Origin of the sequence: Thermopetrobacter sp. TC1, assembly GCF_000746275.1 — a bacterium.
GTDB lineage: Bacteria > Pseudomonadota > Alphaproteobacteria > Rhizobiales > Aestuariivirgaceae > Thermopetrobacter.
The window spans coordinates 72129-90183 of record NZ_KN050829.1 but is presented as its reverse complement, the minus strand read 5'-3'; the positions used below and the strand labels follow the sequence as shown (position 1 = coordinate 90183).

At 60.8% G+C, this 18055-nt stretch carries 14 protein-coding genes; 11 read left to right on the top strand and 3 right to left on the bottom strand.

Annotated elements, in window-relative coordinates:
* The first annotated feature begins 83 nt into the window (after nucleotides 1–83).
* The 7 genes from EK16_RS11990 to EK16_RS08790 all read left to right on the top strand — a co-directional run bounded on the left by EK16_RS11990 (nucleotide 84) and on the right by EK16_RS08790 (nucleotide 8492).
* Nucleotides 84–857: an NYN domain-containing protein gene (locus EK16_RS11990; RefSeq protein WP_081910434.1), complete on the top strand. Its 774-nt coding sequence runs from the start codon at nucleotides 84–86 to the stop codon at nucleotides 855–857.
* 160 nt (nucleotides 858–1017) lie between these two features.
* Entirely contained in the window at nucleotides 1018–1260 is a 243-nt protein-coding gene (gene purS, locus EK16_RS08815) for a phosphoribosylformylglycinamidine synthase subunit PurS (protein WP_038036442.1), read from the top strand.
* Nucleotides 1261–1265: 5 nt separating this feature from the next.
* The gene (gene purQ / locus EK16_RS08810; RefSeq protein WP_038036441.1) at nucleotides 1266–1940 is read left to right on the top strand and encodes a phosphoribosylformylglycinamidine synthase subunit PurQ; all 675 of its coding nucleotides are present in this window, start codon (nucleotides 1266–1268) and stop codon (nucleotides 1938–1940) included.
* 247 nt (nucleotides 1941–2187) lie between these two features.
* Nucleotides 2188–4425: a phosphoribosylformylglycinamidine synthase subunit PurL gene (gene purL / locus EK16_RS08805; RefSeq protein ID WP_051929157.1), complete on the top strand. Its 2238-nt coding sequence runs from the start codon at nucleotides 2188–2190 to the stop codon at nucleotides 4423–4425.
* A gap of 601 nt (nucleotides 4426–5026) precedes the next feature.
* Nucleotides 5027–5734, top strand: a complete 708-nt coding sequence (locus tag EK16_RS08800) for a hypothetical protein (RefSeq protein ID WP_038036440.1) — start codon at nucleotides 5027–5029, stop codon at nucleotides 5732–5734.
* A 299-nt stretch (nucleotides 5735–6033) separates the two neighbouring features.
* Entirely contained in the window at nucleotides 6034–7056 is a 1023-nt protein-coding gene (ilvC, locus tag EK16_RS08795; RefSeq protein ID WP_038036439.1) for a ketol-acid reductoisomerase, read from the top strand.
* A 617-nt stretch (nucleotides 7057–7673) separates the two neighbouring features.
* Entirely contained in the window at nucleotides 7674–8492 is an 819-nt protein-coding gene (locus EK16_RS08790; protein ID WP_197059664.1) for a trypsin-like serine peptidase, read from the top strand.
* A 154-nt stretch (nucleotides 8493–8646) separates the two neighbouring features.
* On the opposite strand, the gene EK16_RS08785 is transcribed toward EK16_RS08790, so the two are convergent.
* Entirely contained in the window at nucleotides 8647–10908 is a 2262-nt protein-coding gene (locus EK16_RS08785) for a GGDEF and EAL domain-containing protein (protein ID WP_156098547.1), read from the bottom strand.
* A gap of 837 nt (nucleotides 10909–11745) precedes the next feature.
* Nucleotides 11746–12690: a uracil-DNA glycosylase gene (locus EK16_RS08780; RefSeq protein ID WP_051929155.1), complete on the bottom strand. Its 945-nt coding sequence runs from the start codon at nucleotides 12688–12690 to the stop codon at nucleotides 11746–11748.
* Between the two features lie 972 nt (nucleotides 12691–13662).
* On the opposite strand from EK16_RS08780, the gene EK16_RS08775 reads away from it, so the two are divergent.
* A complete protein-coding gene (locus EK16_RS08775; RefSeq protein WP_038036437.1) occupies nucleotides 13663–14838 on the top strand; it encodes an acetyl-CoA C-acetyltransferase in 1176 nt (391 codons plus the stop codon).
* A 61-nt stretch (nucleotides 14839–14899) separates the two neighbouring features.
* Complete coding sequence (gene phbB / locus EK16_RS08770; protein ID WP_038036436.1) at nucleotides 14900–15625, top strand: acetoacetyl-CoA reductase; 726 nt, start codon at nucleotides 14900–14902, stop codon at nucleotides 15623–15625.
* An 84-nt stretch (nucleotides 15626–15709) separates the two neighbouring features.
* Here the strand turns inward: phbB and EK16_RS08765 are convergent, their stop codons facing one another.
* Nucleotides 15710–17020, bottom strand: coding sequence for a hypothetical protein (locus EK16_RS08765; protein WP_038036435.1), 1311 nt, complete (start codon nucleotides 17018–17020; stop codon nucleotides 15710–15712).
* A 356-nt stretch (nucleotides 17021–17376) separates the two neighbouring features.
* On the opposite strand from EK16_RS08765, the gene EK16_RS08760 reads away from it, so the two are divergent.
* Together EK16_RS08760 and EK16_RS08755 are read left to right on the top strand one after the other, a co-directional pair.
* Nucleotides 17377–17745 (top strand): hypothetical protein, encoded by a 369-nt coding sequence (locus EK16_RS08760; RefSeq protein ID WP_051929154.1) that lies wholly within the window; start codon nucleotides 17377–17379, stop codon nucleotides 17743–17745.
* Between the two features lie 122 nt (nucleotides 17746–17867).
* Nucleotides 17868–18055 (top strand): hypothetical protein (locus EK16_RS08755; RefSeq protein ID WP_038036434.1); only part of this gene is annotated, 188 nt, incomplete at its 3' end.

Genomic DNA, 18055 nt, shown 5'->3' with positions numbered 1-18055 from the left:
CCCTTGGGAGTACGCCTGCTCGTCTATCCTGAGCATGTGCAGAAACCTTGGGGCTTTTTTATTGGCAATGGGGTTGAGACCTTATGCGAGTACGCCGCATAGCCATATTTATTGATGTAGGATTTTTTCTTAAAAGGCTTCCACATATAGTTGAAGAAAAATATCGCTCCACGCCACAACAAGTAGCTGAAACAGCAAGAATATTATGTAAACGCCATGTTCAGAGGTTGGTAGGCGAGAAAGATCGCTGGCTCGACCATGTTTATCGCCTTTTTTATTATGATGCTTATCCCTATTCAGGGCACGCCCATCATCCCTTGCTCAATCAACAGATAGATTTTTCCAAAACTCCCGAAGCCCATTTCCGGCTACAACTTTTTGATGAGCTCAGGCGCAAACGGAAATTTGCCCTTCGTCTTGGGCGGGTTGAAAAAACTGGTGATTGGCAAATCAACTACCGCTTGACCAAAATCCTGCTAAAAACACACCGATGGCACGATGTATTTTCAGCATTGGCGGAAGGAAAAGACCCGAGAAAAAAATATCCGAATTTAACCGATGAAGATATAAGAGAGTTATATAAACTTTCAAACACATGGAAGGAATTTGATAAACATAGCTTACATTATTCTTTACGTCAGAAGGGTGTTGATATGAGATTAGGGATTGATATAGCATCAATAACATTAAAAAATCAGGCTGATACTTTGATTTTGGTTACAGGTGACAGTGACTTTGTACCAGCTGCAAAACTTGCCAGACGAGAGGGGGCAGAAGTCATCCTTGATCCACTCAGACAATCAATAAAAGAGCAATTACATGAACATATAGATGGCCTCGCTTCAGTATTGCCCTGATTAACACGAACCAAAATAGACAATGCGAATGTGAAAATTCAATTTTTGAAAGTTGGATGAAAAGTCCTGTGCATTGCGCCTCATGATGGGGTGCAAGAAACCACAGAATTTGCTAAAGCCCGCCGCATGGAAGCAACGGTTCGCAGGAGGCGGCGGTTCCATGAAAGCCATCGTGAAGATCATGTTGCGGCCGGCGGTGCTGGATCCGCAGGGCAAGGCCATCGCGCATGCGCTTTCCGCGCTGGGTTTTTCCGGCGTGGGCGAGGTGCGGCAGGGCAAGCTGATCACGCTGGAGCTGGACGAGACGGACGCGGAGAAGGCGCGCGAGACGGTGAAGGAGATGTGCGAGAAGCTGCTCGCCAACACCGTGATCGAGGACTACGAGATCGAGCTGGAGGCGTGAGCGCCATGCAATCCGTCGTCGTCCTCTTTCCCGGCATCAATCGCGAGCACGACATGATCCGCGCGCTGGAAATCGCCAGCGGGCGCAAACCCCACGTGGCCTGGCACACGGACACGGCGCTGCCCAAGGGCGTGGATCTCGTGGTCATCCCGGGCGGCTTTTCCTATGGCGATTACCTGCGTGCCGGAGCGATTGCCGCGCGCTCGCCCATCATGCGGGCGGTCATCGCCGCGGCGGAGAAGGGTGTTAAGGTGCTGGGCGTGTGCAACGGCTTTCAGATCCTCACCGAGGCGCACCTGCTGCCCGGGGCGCTCATGCGCAACGCGGGGCTCAAGTTCGTGTGCAGGACGGTGAGGCTCAGGGTGGAAAATGATTCAACCTTCTTCACCAACCGCCTGAAAAAAGGCGATATTCTGCCCTGCCCCGTGGCCCATCATGACGGCAACTATTATGCCGATGAGGAGACGCTCAAGCGGCTGGAGGGCGAAGGCCGCGTCGTCTTCCGCTATGCCGAGGGCACGAACCCGAACGGGTCGGTCAACGACATCGCCGGGGTGATGAACGAACGCGGCAATGTCATCGGCATGATGCCGCACCCGGAAGACCGCGTGGAGGCGCTGCACGGCGGCGATGAGTGCCTGCCGCTGTTCCTGTCCATCGTCGAGGAGGTGGCGGCATGAGCGTGCTCCTCCGCACACTCCTGCATGCGCATGATGCCGGCCGGAAAGATGGTGTTTCACCCGGAAGGCATGTGCCTGTTCTTCCCCTCCCCCTGGCAGGGGGAGGGGCAGGGAGGGGGTCGGGCGGCAAACTCCGGCGTTTGTGGCCCGCCCCCCTCCCGGCCCCTTGCGGGGCCGACCTCCCCCTATCAGGGGGAGGAAAAGGGCTGGTCATGCCCTTGAGCGAAGAAGTCTTGGAGGCGGTGGCATGAGTGAGAATGCAGCCAGCAATGCGCCGGTGAACGAGATCGATATCGAGATCACGCCGGAGCTGGTGGCGGAGCATGGGCTGAAGCCCGAGGAATACGAGAAGATCCTTGAGCTTCTCGGGCGGGAGCCGACGTTTACGGAGCTTGGCATCTTCTCGGCCATGTGGAACGAGCACTGCTCCTACAAGTCGTCCAAGAAGTGGCTGCGCACCCTGCCGACGGAGGCGCCCTGGGTGATTCAGGGGCCGGGCGAGAACGCGGGCGCCATCGACATTGGCGACAATCAGGCCATCGTCTTCAAGATGGAAAGCCACAACCATCCCTCCTACATCGAGCCGTATCAGGGCGCGGCCACGGGCGTGGGCGGAATCCTGCGCGATGTATTCACCATGGGCGCGCGCCCCATCGCGGCGGCCAATTCCCTGCGCTTCGGCAGCCCAGAGCACTGGAAGACGCGGCATCTCGTCTCCGGCGTGGTGGCGGGCATCGCAGGCTATGGCAACTGTTTCGGCGTGCCCACGGTGTGCGGCGAGGTGAACTTTCATGCGCGCTATGACGGCAACATTCTGGTGAATGCCTTCGCCGCCGGGCTGGCACAGGCCGACCGCATTTTCTACTCCAAGGCCAAGGGCGTGGGCCTGCCCGTTGTCTATATCGGCGCCAAGACGGGGCGTGATGGCATTCATGGCGCCACCATGGCCTCGGCCGAATTCGGCGAGGACGTGGAGGAAAAGCGCCCGACCGTGCAGGTGGGCGATCCGTTCACGGAGAAGTGCCTGCTTGAAGCCTGCATGGAGCTGTTTGAGAACGACTGCGTGATTGCCATTCAGGACATGGGCGCGGCGGGGCTGACCTCCTCGGCGGTGGAAATGGGGGCGAAGGGCAACCTCGGCATTGAGCTGAACCTGGATGCGGTGCCGCAGCGCGAGGAGGGCATGACGGCCTACGAGATGATGCTCTCCGAAAGCCAGGAGCGCATGCTGCTGATCCTGAAGCCTGAGAAGCGTAAGCTGGCGGAACAAATCTTGCGCAAGTGGGAGCTGGATTTCTCCATCGTCGGCAAGACCACCGATAACCTGCGCTTCAAGGTGTTCCACAAGGGGCGGCTGGTGGCCGATCTGCCCATCAAGGAGCTGGGCGATCAGGCGCCGGAATACGACCGGCCGTGGGTGGAGCCGAAGGTGCAGCCGCCGCTGAAGCCCGAGGATGTGCCGGCGCCTGCGGATTACAATGATGCGCTCTTGCGCATGATCTCCTGCCCCGATTTGTGCTCCAAACGCTGGGTCTATGAGCAATACGACTATCTGGTGCAGGCGAATACGGCGCAGATTCCGGGCGGGGATGCGGCGGTGATGCGCGTGCATGAGAATGGCAAGGCGATTGCCATTTCCTGCGACGTGACCCCGCGCTATGTGGAGGCCGATCCGTTTGAGGGCGGCAAGCAGGCGGTGGCGGAATGCTACCGGAACTTAAGCGCCGTGGGCGCGGAGCCGAAGGCGATTACCGACAACCTGAACTTCGGCAATCCGGAGCGGCCGGAGATCATGGGCCAGTTCGTCAGGGCCGTGCAGGGCCTGGGAGAGGCCTGCCGGGTGCTGGACTTTCCCGTCGTGTCCGGCAACGTTTCGCTCTACAATGAGACGAACGGGCGCGCCATTCTGCCGACGCCTACCGTTGCCGGCGTGGGCGTACTGCCCGACTGGCGGCAGATGGCCACCATCGCCTTCAAGCGCGAAGGTGACATTCTGATGCTCATCGGCGGGCACGGCACACAGCTGGGCCAGAGCATTTTCTTGCGCGAGGTTCTGGGGCGCGAGGAAGGGGCGCCGCCGCCTGTGGATCTTGCGCGTGAGAAGAAGCATGGCGCCTTCATCCGCCGGCTCATTCGCGATGGCGTCACCGACACGGTGCATGACATTTCCGATGGCGGGCTGGCGGTTGCGGTGGCGGAAATGGCCATGGCCTCGGGCCTGGGTGCTTCCGTTGACACGCTGCCGCCGGGCAGCCCGCACGTAGCCCTGTTCGCGGAGGATCAGGCGCGTTATGTCATCGCCATTGCGCCGGAGCGGCTGGAGCAGGTGATGATGGCGGCGGCGGAAAAGGACATCCCGGCTGCGCCCATCGGCCGGGTAGAGGGCGACCGGCTGAAGCTGGGCGAGGTCATCGACCTTTCCGTTGCCGAACTCAAAGAGGCGCACGAGCGCTGGCTGCCGGAATACATGGAAGCGGAGCTGTAAGCCTCCTGCCCCGCTCCGTACAATCAACGGAAGACTGTAGCGAGCAAAACAAAAGGCCGCGCCTGAGCTTGGCTTCGCTCATAATGCGCGGCCTGCCGCAAATTGCGGTCTTCGGGCGTGTCCTCATGAAATCCAACGCGCCAGCCCCTTAAAGTCAGCATTTTCGCTTCATCTCGCTGGCCTTTCGCCCTTGAAAATAGCATTGGCTATTCTCTGCGGGCGAAAAGACCAGCGATATTTTGCGAAAATGCCGCTGGCATCGCTGTCTTTCATGAGTCCACGCCCTAAAGCCCGATGCCAAAAGGCAGAGCGGGATCAGTACACATCTTATACAAATGTCCTTACCGCCGGAAGGGTATTTCATATTTTTTCTGAAACAGTTCGGCTGCGTTTTTCAATTTCGCCTAGGGGTCCTGTAACCTGAGGTCTGGAAATTTTGTTGGAGGCTTGCGCTGTGTGCCCCTGCCGAAGCATGCCCCGGCAGGGGCGGTCCATTCCGGTTTCATGGCGCGGAAATTTTGCATGGGGTGCTTGCGTTGCCCCTGCTGGCGCGGTTTGCTGCGCAGGGTGGAACAGGCACGCAAAGCCCAAGGATGACACTATGCGCGATTTTTCCGAGCCCCGGGTGATGGCCCCCGTGGACGAAGACTCTGCCGGGGATGATCCGCGGCGATCCTATTGCCTGCCGCTTTCGGCAGATGATGCGATGATCTTTCGCTGGCTGACCGATCCGAAAGGGGAGCGGGAGGCCATCGTCAACCATCACAAGGCGCGGTTCGTGGCGATGTCGCAGCAGGAGCGGCAGGTGCTGGACGACATCAACGAACGCCTGCCGGCGTCCGCCCAGGTGGCACCCTTTTCGCTGCTGCCGCCGGCGGTGTGGGAAACGGAACTGGAAGCGCGGCTGATGTCCTGGGGGCTGGTGCCGGTGCATCCCTATCTCAACATGTATCTGCCGGTTTCGGACGGCGGCAATCCCGTCTTGCACCTGCCGGCGGCGCCGCAAACCTATCCCGACAGCTATACGGAAGGCGCGCTGAGGGAACTGCACCGGATCTGCAACCACTATGGCGAGGCGTGTGCGGCGCTTGAACGGCCGCAGCCGGATGATGCATGCGCCCTGGCCGACTGGCTGGAGGAGGAAGAGGCGCTGAGGCTGGATGCGGTGGAGGAGATCCTGATGCTGGCGGAATTCCTCGCCCGCCGCCTGCTTGGCAACGAGATCGTCGAGCGCCACGAGGGGCTGTTTGGTGCGGTGATGAAAAAGGCCATGGGCTTTCCGCCCGGCCTGCTCATGGAGCGGGTGTGAGCGCTTTTTGCTTCCGCCCGGGCGCCATTTGCGGCCCTTGCGCCTCATGACGGAAGGGGGCGCTGCCTGATCATCTCCCAACAGGTCTGGCCTGGCGAAAAACGCATGCGATACCAGCACCTTTCATACGTGCCAGGAGCGAATGATTGCACCTGGTGCGTGTGCCATTTTGTGCAGCCGGGATTTTCAGAAGCAATCAGGCGCTTGTCAGGCCGGCGGGCTTGTGTATGAGTGGCGGGCGGGTATTCTGGGCCGGATCGGGGATCCGGCAGCTTTCATCGAAGAGGGGATAAAAGTCGATGCGCGTGTATTATGACAGCGACGCGGACGTCAGTCTGATCAAGGAAAAGAAGGTGGCCATCGTCGGCTTCGGATCCCAGGGGCATGCCCATGCCATGAACCTCAAGGATTCGGGGGTGAAGGACGTGGCGGTGGCGTTGAGACCGGGGTCGCAGTCGGCCAAGAAGGCGGAATCGGCGGGGCTTGCCGTGATGACCGTGGAAGAGGCCGCGGCCTGGGCCGATCTGATCATGATGGCCATTCCCGATGAGTTGCAGGCTGACGTGTGGAAGCGGCAGATCGCCCCGCACATCCGCGACGGGGCGGCGCTGGCCTTCGCCCATGGCCTGAACATTCACTTCAAGCTCATCGAGCCGCCGGCAACGCTGGATGTGATCATGGTGGCGCCGAAGGGGCCCGGGCATACCGTGCGCGGCGAGTATCTGAAGGGCGGCGGCGTGCCCTGCCTGATTGCCGTGGCGCAGGATGCCACCGGCAACGCCCATGACCTGGCGCTGGCCTATGCCTCGGCCATTGGCGGCGGGCGCTCCGGCATCATCGAGACCACCTTCCGCGAGGAATGCGAGACCGACCTGTTCGGCGAGCAGGCGGTGCTATGCGGCGGGCTGGTGGAGCTGATCCGCAACGGCTTCGAGACGCTGGTGGAGGCGGGCTATGCGCCGGAGATGGCCTATTTTGAATGCCTGCACGAAGTGAAGCTGATCGTGGATCTCATCTACGAGGGCGGTATCGCCAACATGAACTATTCCATCTCCAACACGGCGGAATATGGCGAATACGTCTCCGGCCCGCGCGTCTTGCCCAAGGAGGAGACGAAGCGGCGCATGAAGGAGGTCTTGCACGATATCCAGACCGGCAAGTTCGTTTCCGACTGGATGCGCGAGTGTCAAGCCGGCCAGCCGGCCTTCAAGGCCATGCGGCGGCTCAATGATGAGCATCCCATCGAGGCCGTGGGCGAACGCCTGCGGGCCATGATGCCCTGGATCGCCGCCAACAAGCTGGTGGACAAGGAGAAGAACTGAATAGTCCTGAGCGTGATACCGCATTCCATCGTCACGACAGGCGAAAAAGCCGCTCCGAAAAGGGCGGCTTTTTCTTTGGCCCAAATGACCAGTGAACGGCTTGAGGCGCCTTTCTCATAACGGGCTGTTCTCTTGGCCCGCTTTTGGATATTCATTTGCGCGAAAGAGCAATTGGCTGCTATTTCTAGATGAAATTGCCTGCTTGTAATAAGGCACAAAACCGATTTCATGGAAGGGGGCTCATGGAAAATCGCCAATTAATGGATCCTGCCCGGCAGGGAAAAATGGACGTTGGACACCGGCTTGCGGCAGGCTTTAGCTTTTGCGCCACACTACACGACACATATACCGTCATACCGGCGAAAGCCGGTATATCAGGCCACAAGCGCATGAGTTTGCGGCACAAGACCCCGGCTTTCGCCGGGGTGACGAGAAAGATGGCGACGCTATGTCGTGTAGTGTGCTTTTGCGTTCTGCTTGCGGGCGTTTTGGCATCGTTTCAATGCAGGGCACTTGCCGATACCGCCGACAAGTTTTTCAAAAGCCCCCCCAAAGCCGAAGAGAAATCGCTTGCAAAAACGCGTATTGGCATTCTGGGGCGCGATGAACGCAGGCTTTTGCCGCGGGCATTGGCGCCCCTGCAGGACAGGGTGGGGCTTTTGATCACCCGGCGATATGACAAGGTGCGCAAGCGCTGGCACATGTCCACCTGCACGGCAAGCTGTGTCTCCCGCCATGTTCTGCTGACGGCGGCCCATTGCATCATGCCGACACGCAACAGCAAGAGCAGAGGCCCTGTCGATTTTTCGCGCATGGTTTTTCTCCTGCGTCCCTGGGCCGGGCGCCACAGCATCAGGCTGCTGCCAAGAGGCAAGACGGCGGAAAAACGCCGCATGCTCATGCGAACAGGCCCGGGCTGGCGCAAAGGTGTGGTCAGTCATGCCCTTGAAGACTGGGCCCTGATCCCCTTGAGCGACATGACGCCCTGCCCCGCCACGCTGCGCGTGCATCCGGTGCGGGCAGACAATCCGCACATTCGCAAAAAGCGCCATGCCCTGCTCGTCGTCGGGTTTCAGGGCGACAAAATGCGACACAAGGACCGACGCCTGTATGGCTCGACTTGTCGCGCCACGCGCGCAGCGCGCTATGCATCACGCGTCAGGCGACTGGAACACAACCTCGGTCACAAACTCATCCTGCACTTTTGTGATCTGTCCAAGGGATCTTCCGGCGGGCCGGTATTTGCAAAAATCAGGGGACGGCCGGTGATCATCGGTGTGGTTTCCAGCACAATCAGGGTGCATGAAGGCAAAAGAGGCGGGCTTTCCGGCAAGGGCGGCATGAGCCGTCAGACAGAACGGATCAACGTGGCTACTCCGGCCACGGTGTTCTACCGCTCGCTCAAGGACATGATCCGGAAATATGACGGCCAGTGATCAACGCGCTTGAAGTGCATGAGGGATCCGTTTAACGGCACGGAAGGCAGGCCTGCATGACTTCATAAGCCGTGCATGCATGCGCCTTATTTTTTCATTCTACAACAGAAACATGCGCAGGCAGCGAAGCGATGGTGCACAGACCCGTTTGCGCTCACTGGCCATCGCCGGAGGCGGCTGCGGACGCCCCATGTGGCGCGCGCAAGGACTCCAGCATGCGCTTCAAGGTTTCCAGTTCGGCATCCAGTGTGGCCACCACATCGCGAAAATCGCCTTTTGCGCTCTCCTCGCCGGCATCGGCAACCGGGGGTGTCGCCTCCTGCCCCGCCGGGGCCCTGGCAGAATGGGCAGTGGCCTCCGATGACGCCGCTGCGGGCTTCTCGGGCATGGCCACATGTTCGCTCTCCTCGGAGGGGAGCGCCGCATCGGCGAACACGGGCGGCTCGGGCCTTTGCGGCATGTCTTGCGCGGTCTTTGGCGCAAGCGGCGTTGCGAAGGCGGAAAAGATGCGACGCCCTTCCAGAGCTTCCTCAGGCATCATTTCATCCTGCCGCGCCAGCTTTTCGAGAATCTCGACGGGATCGACGCTGCTTGTGTGCATGGCCTCATCGGCGGAAGCGGGCAGCGCGATCGGCGAGGAGAGATCGGCAAGCTCCTCCGGTGCTTCCACCAGGGTGAGAATGCCGGGGCGCTCCTTCAGCTGCGGTGAGCGCCAGGGATCGTCGATGCGGGCGGCACCAAAGAGATGGCCCTGCAGATAGTCCACCCCCCAGTCGCGCAGCATGGCGGCGTCGGCCTCGGTCTGCACCCATTCGGCCACCACCTTCATGCCCAGCTGATGGGCCAGGTCCACCAGTGAGCGCACGAAATACTGGTTTTCGGTGTTCTCGCTGAGCCGTTCACAGAAGCCGCCATCAAGCTTGACGATATCGGCATCGAGCAGCTTCAGGTTCTTGTAAGAGGAATAGCCGGCGCCGAAATCATCGATGGCCACCTTGCAGCCGAGGTCGCGCAGGCGGGCAATGAAATCGCGGGTGGCGTCAAGCTCGTTCATCACCGTGGTTTCGGTAATCTCCACCACCAGGCGATCGGTGACGCTGACATGATCGGCGAGCAGATCGGTGATGCGCGCATTCCAGCGGGCATCGGCGGTGGTGACGCCGGACATGTTGACGGATAGCCGGGCCTCGGGCTCGGCGCGCAGGGTCTCCAGCGCCAGTTCGATGACATTGAAATCCACAAGCCGGATGAGCCCGAGCTTCTCGGCAATGGGAATGAGATGGGCGGCGGCGACGATATCGCCGTCGGAGGTGCGCATGCGCAGCAAGGATTCGTGATAGACGGGCCGTTCGGTGCGGGCATCGACGATGGGCTGGAAGGCCAGCGTGAAATGATTGTTGCGCAGGGCATCGACGATGTCCGCCGCACAGCGGGCGTTGAGCATGCGCTGGGAGATGCGGTGCGGCTCGGAGGTGTGAATGACGCCCTTTTTCAGCGGCTGATCGGCGGCTTCGGCCAGGGCCTCCTCGGCGCGGGCAATGGCCTCATCACGATTGCGGGCATGTTCGGGCAGAACGACGGCGCCGATGGAGAGCATGGCCCAGACGGGGCCGTTTGCGGTTTCGATCACGCGCTCGTTGGCCACGGAGAGGAAGCGCTCCATGGCCACCTCCAGATCCTCGCGCGTGCAGTGATGGAGAATGAGGCCGAAACGGGAATCGGAATAGCGGGCAACAATGTCCTCGCTGCGGGCGACGCGGCGCAGGCGGCGCCCAACGATGCGCACGACGTCATCGGCGGTGTCATAGCCGTAGGCATCGGCGATCACGGCGAGGTTGTCCAGCGAGGCGATGAGAAAGGCCGCCGGGGCATTGTCGGCCACGGCCTTCAACGCCACGGTTTCCAGCGCGGCATTCAGCGCGCTGCGGTTCATCAGGCCGGTCAAGGGATCATACTGGCCGAAGATCTTCAGCTCATTGTGCATGTGATGGCGGCCATTGACGCGCCGGACCATGCCCAGCACGCGCACGGGCCGGCCGTCGCTTCCGGCAAACCAGCGGCCGCAGTCCTCCACCAGCACGGGCTGCGAGCCGGTATCGCCCGAAGGCCGGATGGCATATTCCACGCAGAAAGGCACACCGGAGCCCGCATCGCGCCCTTCGCCCTCGAAGATGGCGGCATGGCGGGTGGAATCGCTTTCGGGATCGATGAGCGCGGCAAAGCCGGTGCCGGTTTGCAGCAGGGTGGGATCATCGATCTCAAGCAGGGCTGCGGCATTGTCGCTCCAGACAATGCGGTCGCTCTCGATATCCCAGTGATAGGCCGCCGCTCCGGCCGCCATGACCGCCAGCCGAAAAGCGCTGTCACACAGATTCGTCCTGTCGCTCCGTTCGGAAGTGGCTTTCTTGTCCACCACGTCTCGCCCCTGTGTCTTGTCCCCGCAACACACCAACCTGCCGACGATATCTCGGCCCTTGAGCCGAAGCCTTCTTTAAAGAACGCCGGCGAAAAACGTTTTTCATCCCCTGCCCCCGCAGAGGGATCCGTGAGATATCCCGATTAGAGCGCCAAAACGTAAAGAAATGCAAAATGATGAGAGACAAATGCCGCTTCTGGCGGGCAGTGGGGCTGTGATCTCGCGGCGGGGGCAGGGCGTGCGCCGTGCGGCAGGGCAGCGGGTGTTTTCCGGCGATGTCCCGGTCTGACACAGGCGGGTAACAGATTCCGTTATTGCGGCAGGATGAAGGGCTTCGCGTCTTGTGGTGTCGTTACCGCCGGCTGCCACATTTTGTGGGAACAGGTTGAGAACTCTGATGTATTAGCTGATTCGGACAGGGTTCGTTCTCAAAATCTTCATATCCTGACCATCATGGCGGCAAAGCGGCCTGAGGGCGGCAAGATATCGTTAACTCTTTTTGGCTGCGGGAACCGACAATGGTTAACGGCGCCAGTGATAACCGGCCCGCTCTTGCCCTCCTCTCACCTTGAGGAACCATTCCCGAAAATTGTTCAATCTCCGGGTTCTCTCTACCTGAAAGCATCATCCGGCCGTGAACAGGAGGAAAACACCGCGCCATGCGCTGATTCGAACAGGGTTCGTTTCATGGGTGTTCGAAAGCGTTAACGGCCTATCCCGGAATGAGGCATAAGGGTTGATGAAACATTGCCGGGCCCTGGACTCCGGGATGGAAAGGCAATGAGGCCGGAGATCCGTTTCACACGCGGGAAAAGATGCCCGCCGCTTGCCCTGCCCTTACCAGCCGGCGTCTTCCGGCAGCAGGCCGAGTTCGATCAGCTTGAGTTTCAGCGTGAGCATGTCGCGCCAGGCCAGCCGCTTCTGCAGGGGCTGGCGCAGGAGATAGGCGGGATGCAGCATGGGCAGCAAGGGCGCGCGCACCGCGCCGACCTCACACTGCAGCCAGCCACCGCGCAATTTCAGGATTCCTTGCGTGCGCCCGGTGAGGCGCTGGGTGGGCGTGGCGCCAAGACAGACGATGATGCGGGGCCGGACGATCTCGATGGTGCGGATCAGCCAGGGCATGCAGAAGGCCACTTCCGCTTCCTCGGGCTTGCGGTTTCCCGGCGGGCGCCAGAAGACGACGTTTGTGATGAGCACGGCGCGGGCCGGATCCTCGGCGGTGCGGGACAGCCCGATGGCCTCGAGCATGAGATCGAGCAGGCGGCCTGAGCGCCCAACAAAAGGACGGCCCTGCAGATCCTCGTCGCGCCCCGGGGCCTCGCCGATCAGCAGCACCGGCGCCTCCGGATTGCCGTCCACATAGACGGTGTTGGTGGCGGTCTTGCGCAGGGGAAAATCGCGCATGGAATCGAGGGCGTGATAGATTTCCTCGATGCTGGCACAATCCTGCGGCGATATGCCTGCTGATCCCGCATCAGCAAGCGGCAGGGCGGGCATGGACGCAGCGCCCTGAGCCGGGCCGGGCGCGCGTTCTGCCGAACCGGGTGTGGCATGGGCGGCAATGCCTTCAGGCAGGCCCGGGGCGGATTTCGGTGGAGGTGCCTTTATCGGGCCCTGCGCATCATCTGGCTGCGTGGCCGGGCGCTGTTGCGCCCGTGAGCCGGTGAAGTCCGCAGGGCGATCAAGCACGGCCTCATCCGCACCCATCTCCGCCTGCCAGGCAAGAAGAGCGGCGAGAGCGCGCACATCCGTGCCATTGCCGTTCGCTTCTCCGTTCATGACTTAAAACATGACACGATCCCGCCCTTGGGAAAAGAGGCGCGCAGAGGAAAGGGCCGGCACACGACACATGCATCATCATACTGCAGATCAGCCGGTATCGCAGGCCATTGACTCATGCGTCTGTGGCTCAAGACCCAAGGCTTCCGCCCCTGCCTGTCCAAGAAAATTCAGGAAGCGTGTTGTTGCCGTTAAATCGACCGAAGAAAAAAGACTTTCCATGAGCTAGGGGGTTTGTTATTTAATTCATTGATAAAACACAATAAAACGTCATTGCCGGGCCCCGTCCCGGCAATCCAGGGGCCAGGAATGAGGTGTTTTTGGTGGGCGGTGATGCTCACCAGCAGGCTTGATCTGAGCCGTATGGATATAAAATGCCGGAACGGGATTGTATCCCGTTCCGGAATGTTTCGGCGGGGCTTTCAGCCCCGCCCAAGGCATGAATGGCGGGGTAATATACCCCGCCCAAACGTTCCGGAAGGATATACAATATCCTTCCGGCGGTAAGAGGTTCCTCTCGAAGGGTAGAGTCCTGAAGAACCCTTCTTGACTGCCATCACCGCATGCGTAAACCGCCCCTGGATGCCCGGGACACGCCCGGGCATGACGTAACTTGTTGATATTCCACATAAAAACAACACTCTCCAAGTTTAGGCAATGGTGGGAGAATGCCTTGGTAAAAGCATCTGCATAGTATGTGAGTGCTCACCTTTTTCAGGGTAAAAATCACTCGCAACGCATGGAGCAAATTAATTGGACACGCCTGGGCTTTCGCCGGGGTGACGAGATAGAGGGCAATCTTGTCGTGTAATGTGACGGGCCGGGCCTGTGCATTCCGGTCAGGCTCTTAGACCATTGCCGCATTGCGGGACGGGGCTTTCGCCCCGTTAACTTTTATCAGGACGGGCGGGCCCTCGTGGCCCGGCATTTTACCCGGACATGCGCGGTTCATCACGGGAAGGAGAAGGCGAGATGGCATCCTCGGTGGTCATCGTTTCGGCAGCACGCACGCCGGTGGGCTCGTTCAACGGCTCCCTGTCCACGCTGCCTGCCCATGTTCTGGGGGCAGCGGCGATGAAGGCGGCCCTGGAGCGCGCGCAGGTGGAGCCCGGCGAGGTCAACGAGGCGATCATGGGCCAGGTGCTCACGGCAGCGCAGGGGCAGAACCCGGCGCGGCAGGCCGCACTTTCCGCCGGCCTGCCGGAGAGCAGCACGGCCTTTACCCTCAATCAGGTGTGCGGCTCCGGCCTGCGCGCGGTGATTACCGGCATGCAGCAGATCCTGCTGGGGGATGCCGACATCGTTCTCGCCGGCGGGCAGGAATCCATGTCGCTGTCGCCGCATGCCCAGCATTTGCGGGCAGGCGTGCGCATGGGCGATGCCGCTTTTGTGGACACCATGATCCGCGACGGGCTGTGGTGCGCCTTCAATGACTGTCACATGGGCATTACCGCCGAGAACGTGGCCGAGCGCTGGCAGATCTCGCGCGAGGAGCAGGATCTCTTTGCCGCCCGCTCGCAGAACAAGGCGGAGGCGGCGCGGCGCGAAGGGCGCTTTGACGAGGAAATCGTGCCGGTGACGGTGCGCACGCGCAAGGAAGAGATCGTGGTGGACAGGGATGAGTACATCCGCGAGGGCGTGACCCCGGAGCAGCTGGCCAAACTGAAGCCCGTTTTCAAGAAGGACGGCACGGTCACGGCCGGCAATGCCTCCGGCATCAATGACGGTGCGGCGGCACTTGTGCTGATGCGCGAGGAGGAAGCGGAACGCAGGGGGCTTGAGCCGCTGGCGCGCATCGTCAGCTGGGGTCAGGCAGGCGTGGATCCGGCGATTATGGGCACCGGCCCGGTGCCGGCATCGAAGAAGGCACTGGAAAAGGCGGGCTGGCGCGTGGACGATCTCGATCTCGTCGAGGCCAACGAGGCCTTCGCCGCTCAGGCCATCGCCGTGAACCGGGAGATGGGCTGGAACGAGGAGATCGTGAACGTCAACGGCGGCGCCATCGCCATTGGCCATCCCATCGGCGCTTCCGGTGCGCGCATACTCACCACGCTGCTTTACGAGATGAAACGCCGCGATGCCAGGCGCGGGCTGGCGACCCTGTGCATCGGCGGCGGCATGGGCATTGCGCTGTGTGTGGAGCGCTGAGAAGGCCCGGCCCGGCGCGTTTTTTCACGTGTGTGAATGGTGAAAGAGGGAGTGGACGATCATGGGCAGGGTGGCTCTGGTGACCGGCGGCACGCGCGGGATCGGCGCGGCGATTGCGCGGGCGCTGAAGGACGCGGGCTATGCGGTGGCGGCCAATTTCGGCGGCAATGAAGAGGCCGCCAATGCCTTTGCGGAGGAAACGGGCATTCCCGTCTATCGCTGGGATGTGTCCGACTATGATGCCTGCGCGGAAGGGGTTGCGCGCGTTGAAGCCGATCTCGGGCCGATCGAGATCCTCATCAACAATGCCGGGATCACGCGCGATGCCTTCCTGCACAAGATGACGCCGGAGATGTGGCGGGCGGTGATTGCGGTGGATCTCGATTCCGTGTTCAACATGTGCCGGCTGATCATTCCGGGCATGCGGGAGCGCGGCTTTGGCCGCATCGTCAATGTCTCCTCCGTCAACGCCCAGAAGGGCCAGATGGGTCAGACCAACTACGCCGCGGCCAAGGCGGGCATGATCGGATTCACCAAATCGCTGGCGCAGGAGGTGGCGGCGAAGGGGATCACGGTGAATGCGATCACGCCGGGCTATTGCGAAACCGACATGGTGCGCGCGGTGCCGGAAAAGGTGCTCAACGAGCGCATCCTGCCGCAGATTCCTGTGGGGCGGCTGGCGCAGCCGGAAGAGATCGCCCGGGCCGTGCTCTTCCTCGTTGATGATGATGCCGGCTTCATCACCGGCGCGACGCTGGCCATCAACGGCGGGCAGTACATGGCCTGATGGTCTTTTTCAGGCGCCCTGCCCCACCTAATGCGCTCCTTTTAATATTGCAGGCTGCATAGCAGGATCGCGCTTGCGTCTTCATCAAGAGCGGAGAAGGCCGCGCAGGTTTCTGCCGATCTTGCGCAGCATCTGGGGTTCCTTGCGGGCAAAGGCGGAAAGGGGCGGCAGCCTGTGTTTCGGCATCGCGGAAACGGGCGGCTCATCCTTCATGCGGGCACGCTGTTTTAAGCGATGGCGCATGAGGGCGACGATATCCTTTTCTTCCGCTGCCGGTTTCTGAACCGAGGTCTTTTGCACCATATCTTCCGAGCCGCGGGCCTGTGATTGCGCTGCGGGGTCCTTCCCGGGAGCGGCAGCGGGCCTTGATGCATTGCCTTGCGGCAGGCTGCCGCGCAGAGCAGAGGGCGACCCTGGCGTTGCCTTGTCATTCTTCTCGCCGGGCTTTCTGATCACACCGCCCGGATGAAGCTGGCGCGATTGACCGCCAATGTTGAATTCCGGCGCATGCAGCACCACAAGATGCACTTCGCCGGGATCATACATGTCTTTCGGATTTTTCGGCTCCTCATGAACAACGCCGATCTTGGCGCTGTCGCCCTCGATCTGGAAGGTGTCCATGTGGGGGATGACGGCATTGCGCATTATGCAATAGCGCAGAAAGGCGAGGCCTTTCTCCATCATCCAGGAAAACGGCACCGGCGCCTCATCGAAAATAAGCGCCTTTCCGATCAGATAGGGCGCGCCGCGAAAGACACAGCCAACGGGCCCGTGCGGCTCATGCCTGCGCCTTGAAGAAAAGGGCACGGGCTTTGCGCTGAGGGCGATGTTGTCTTCATCCGTCCTGAGGATATCGAAGATGCGGGGCGGCATGAGCATATCGCTCATGCACCAGTGCACCGCGCTTGCCTTGCGCTGTTCAAGAACGGCCTCGGTGAGGCGGCGGCAGAGGGTCATGGCCTTCATCACTTCGGCGCTGTCGGTGAAGGCCACATCAGCGATGAGGGCCTCGCCAAGGATCTGTAACAGTTCTTCCGGCACCTGTGCGGCCAGCGGCCCCTTACCCACGGTGATCAGGGTATAGGCGGCATGCCCGTTCACGACCGAGCGCGCCTCGGGAAAGATCATGCCGGTATAGGGACAGGTGAGCGCGGTGCGAAAGCCTTCCGTGCCGAGCGGCCGCTCCACCTGGGATATGAGAATGAGAAGCTGGCCGCGCGGAATGAAAACGGTGAGATCCTTCTCCGTTGTGCCCATAAGCGGCGTGACCTCTTCGCCCAGGCCGAGCTCTTTGGCCATCCTGCCGATGGTATCAAGCAGACGGCGGGCAGGTACGGGCCTGTGTTCGTCATGAAGTATGGCGCATTCCACCTGCTGAAGAGGAACGATCCGCATCTTTCACCCTCAACCCCCGGTTCATCGATTCCGATCACAAGCTTTATGCGCGTATGGTTAGTTTTTGGTTGATAAAGGGTTTATGAATGCCCTTTTTACGCGCATGAGCGGGCACCTGACATCCTGTCAGACCCTGACAAAGTGGCAGAATGGCATTTTCCCTGATTGTTCAATGGATTATGGGAAGAGCCTGCCATCGTCCCTGACAAGATGTCAGGGTGTTGCCGGGGCAGGCATGAGGCATGAAGGAAGGGTGATCAAAAATATCCTTTATTATCAAAGCGTTAAACTTTTGTTTCATTTTGGCACGCTTGTTGCAGCCTCTCTGGCGGGGACTGCCAGGGAGGATGTGATCCATGACGAGCCGCACGGGCATTATCGCAACGCTTCTGATCAGTCTGGCCGGCATGGCGGCACTGACGATGACCGCAAGTGCCGCGCCGCGGTATTCGCCGGAGCATCCCTTCATCACCGGTGTGCATCCGGACAGGCGGCCTGAAGGCGCGCCAGTGCTTAAAGCGTATCCGAAGGATGCCGCCTGGTATGAGCGGGCGCTGCACGGCATTTCGGAGCCCTATCCCTACAGCCTGAAATTTCTGGAGGATCAGGGGGCGTGGTACACGCCGTTCATTCACCCCGGCATGACGCCCCCCTACGACATTCGCCACTGGCACACATCCCCCAAGACCACAGGCAAGACGAAGAAACGCGCCTTACGCAAGTGAGGGGCGATGCGCCGGAATCTGTTTTTCCGGCGACCGGGGGCTGCTGCTTCGCCAAGGAGCCGCACGGAGCAGCATTCACCTCCAACAGCGGCGGACATCTGAAAATCAGGGGAGACGTTCTCATGAACAAGACACTGAAGCGTATCGGTCTGACGGCTGCGGCCATGATGATGGCGGCGGCGGCGCAGGCCGGCATGTCGGGCATGTCCGGTATGTCCGGCATGGGTGGCATGTCGGGCATGGGCGGCATGTCCGGTATGGGCGGCATGGCGGGCATGTCCGGCATGGGCGGCATGTCCGGCATGGCGGG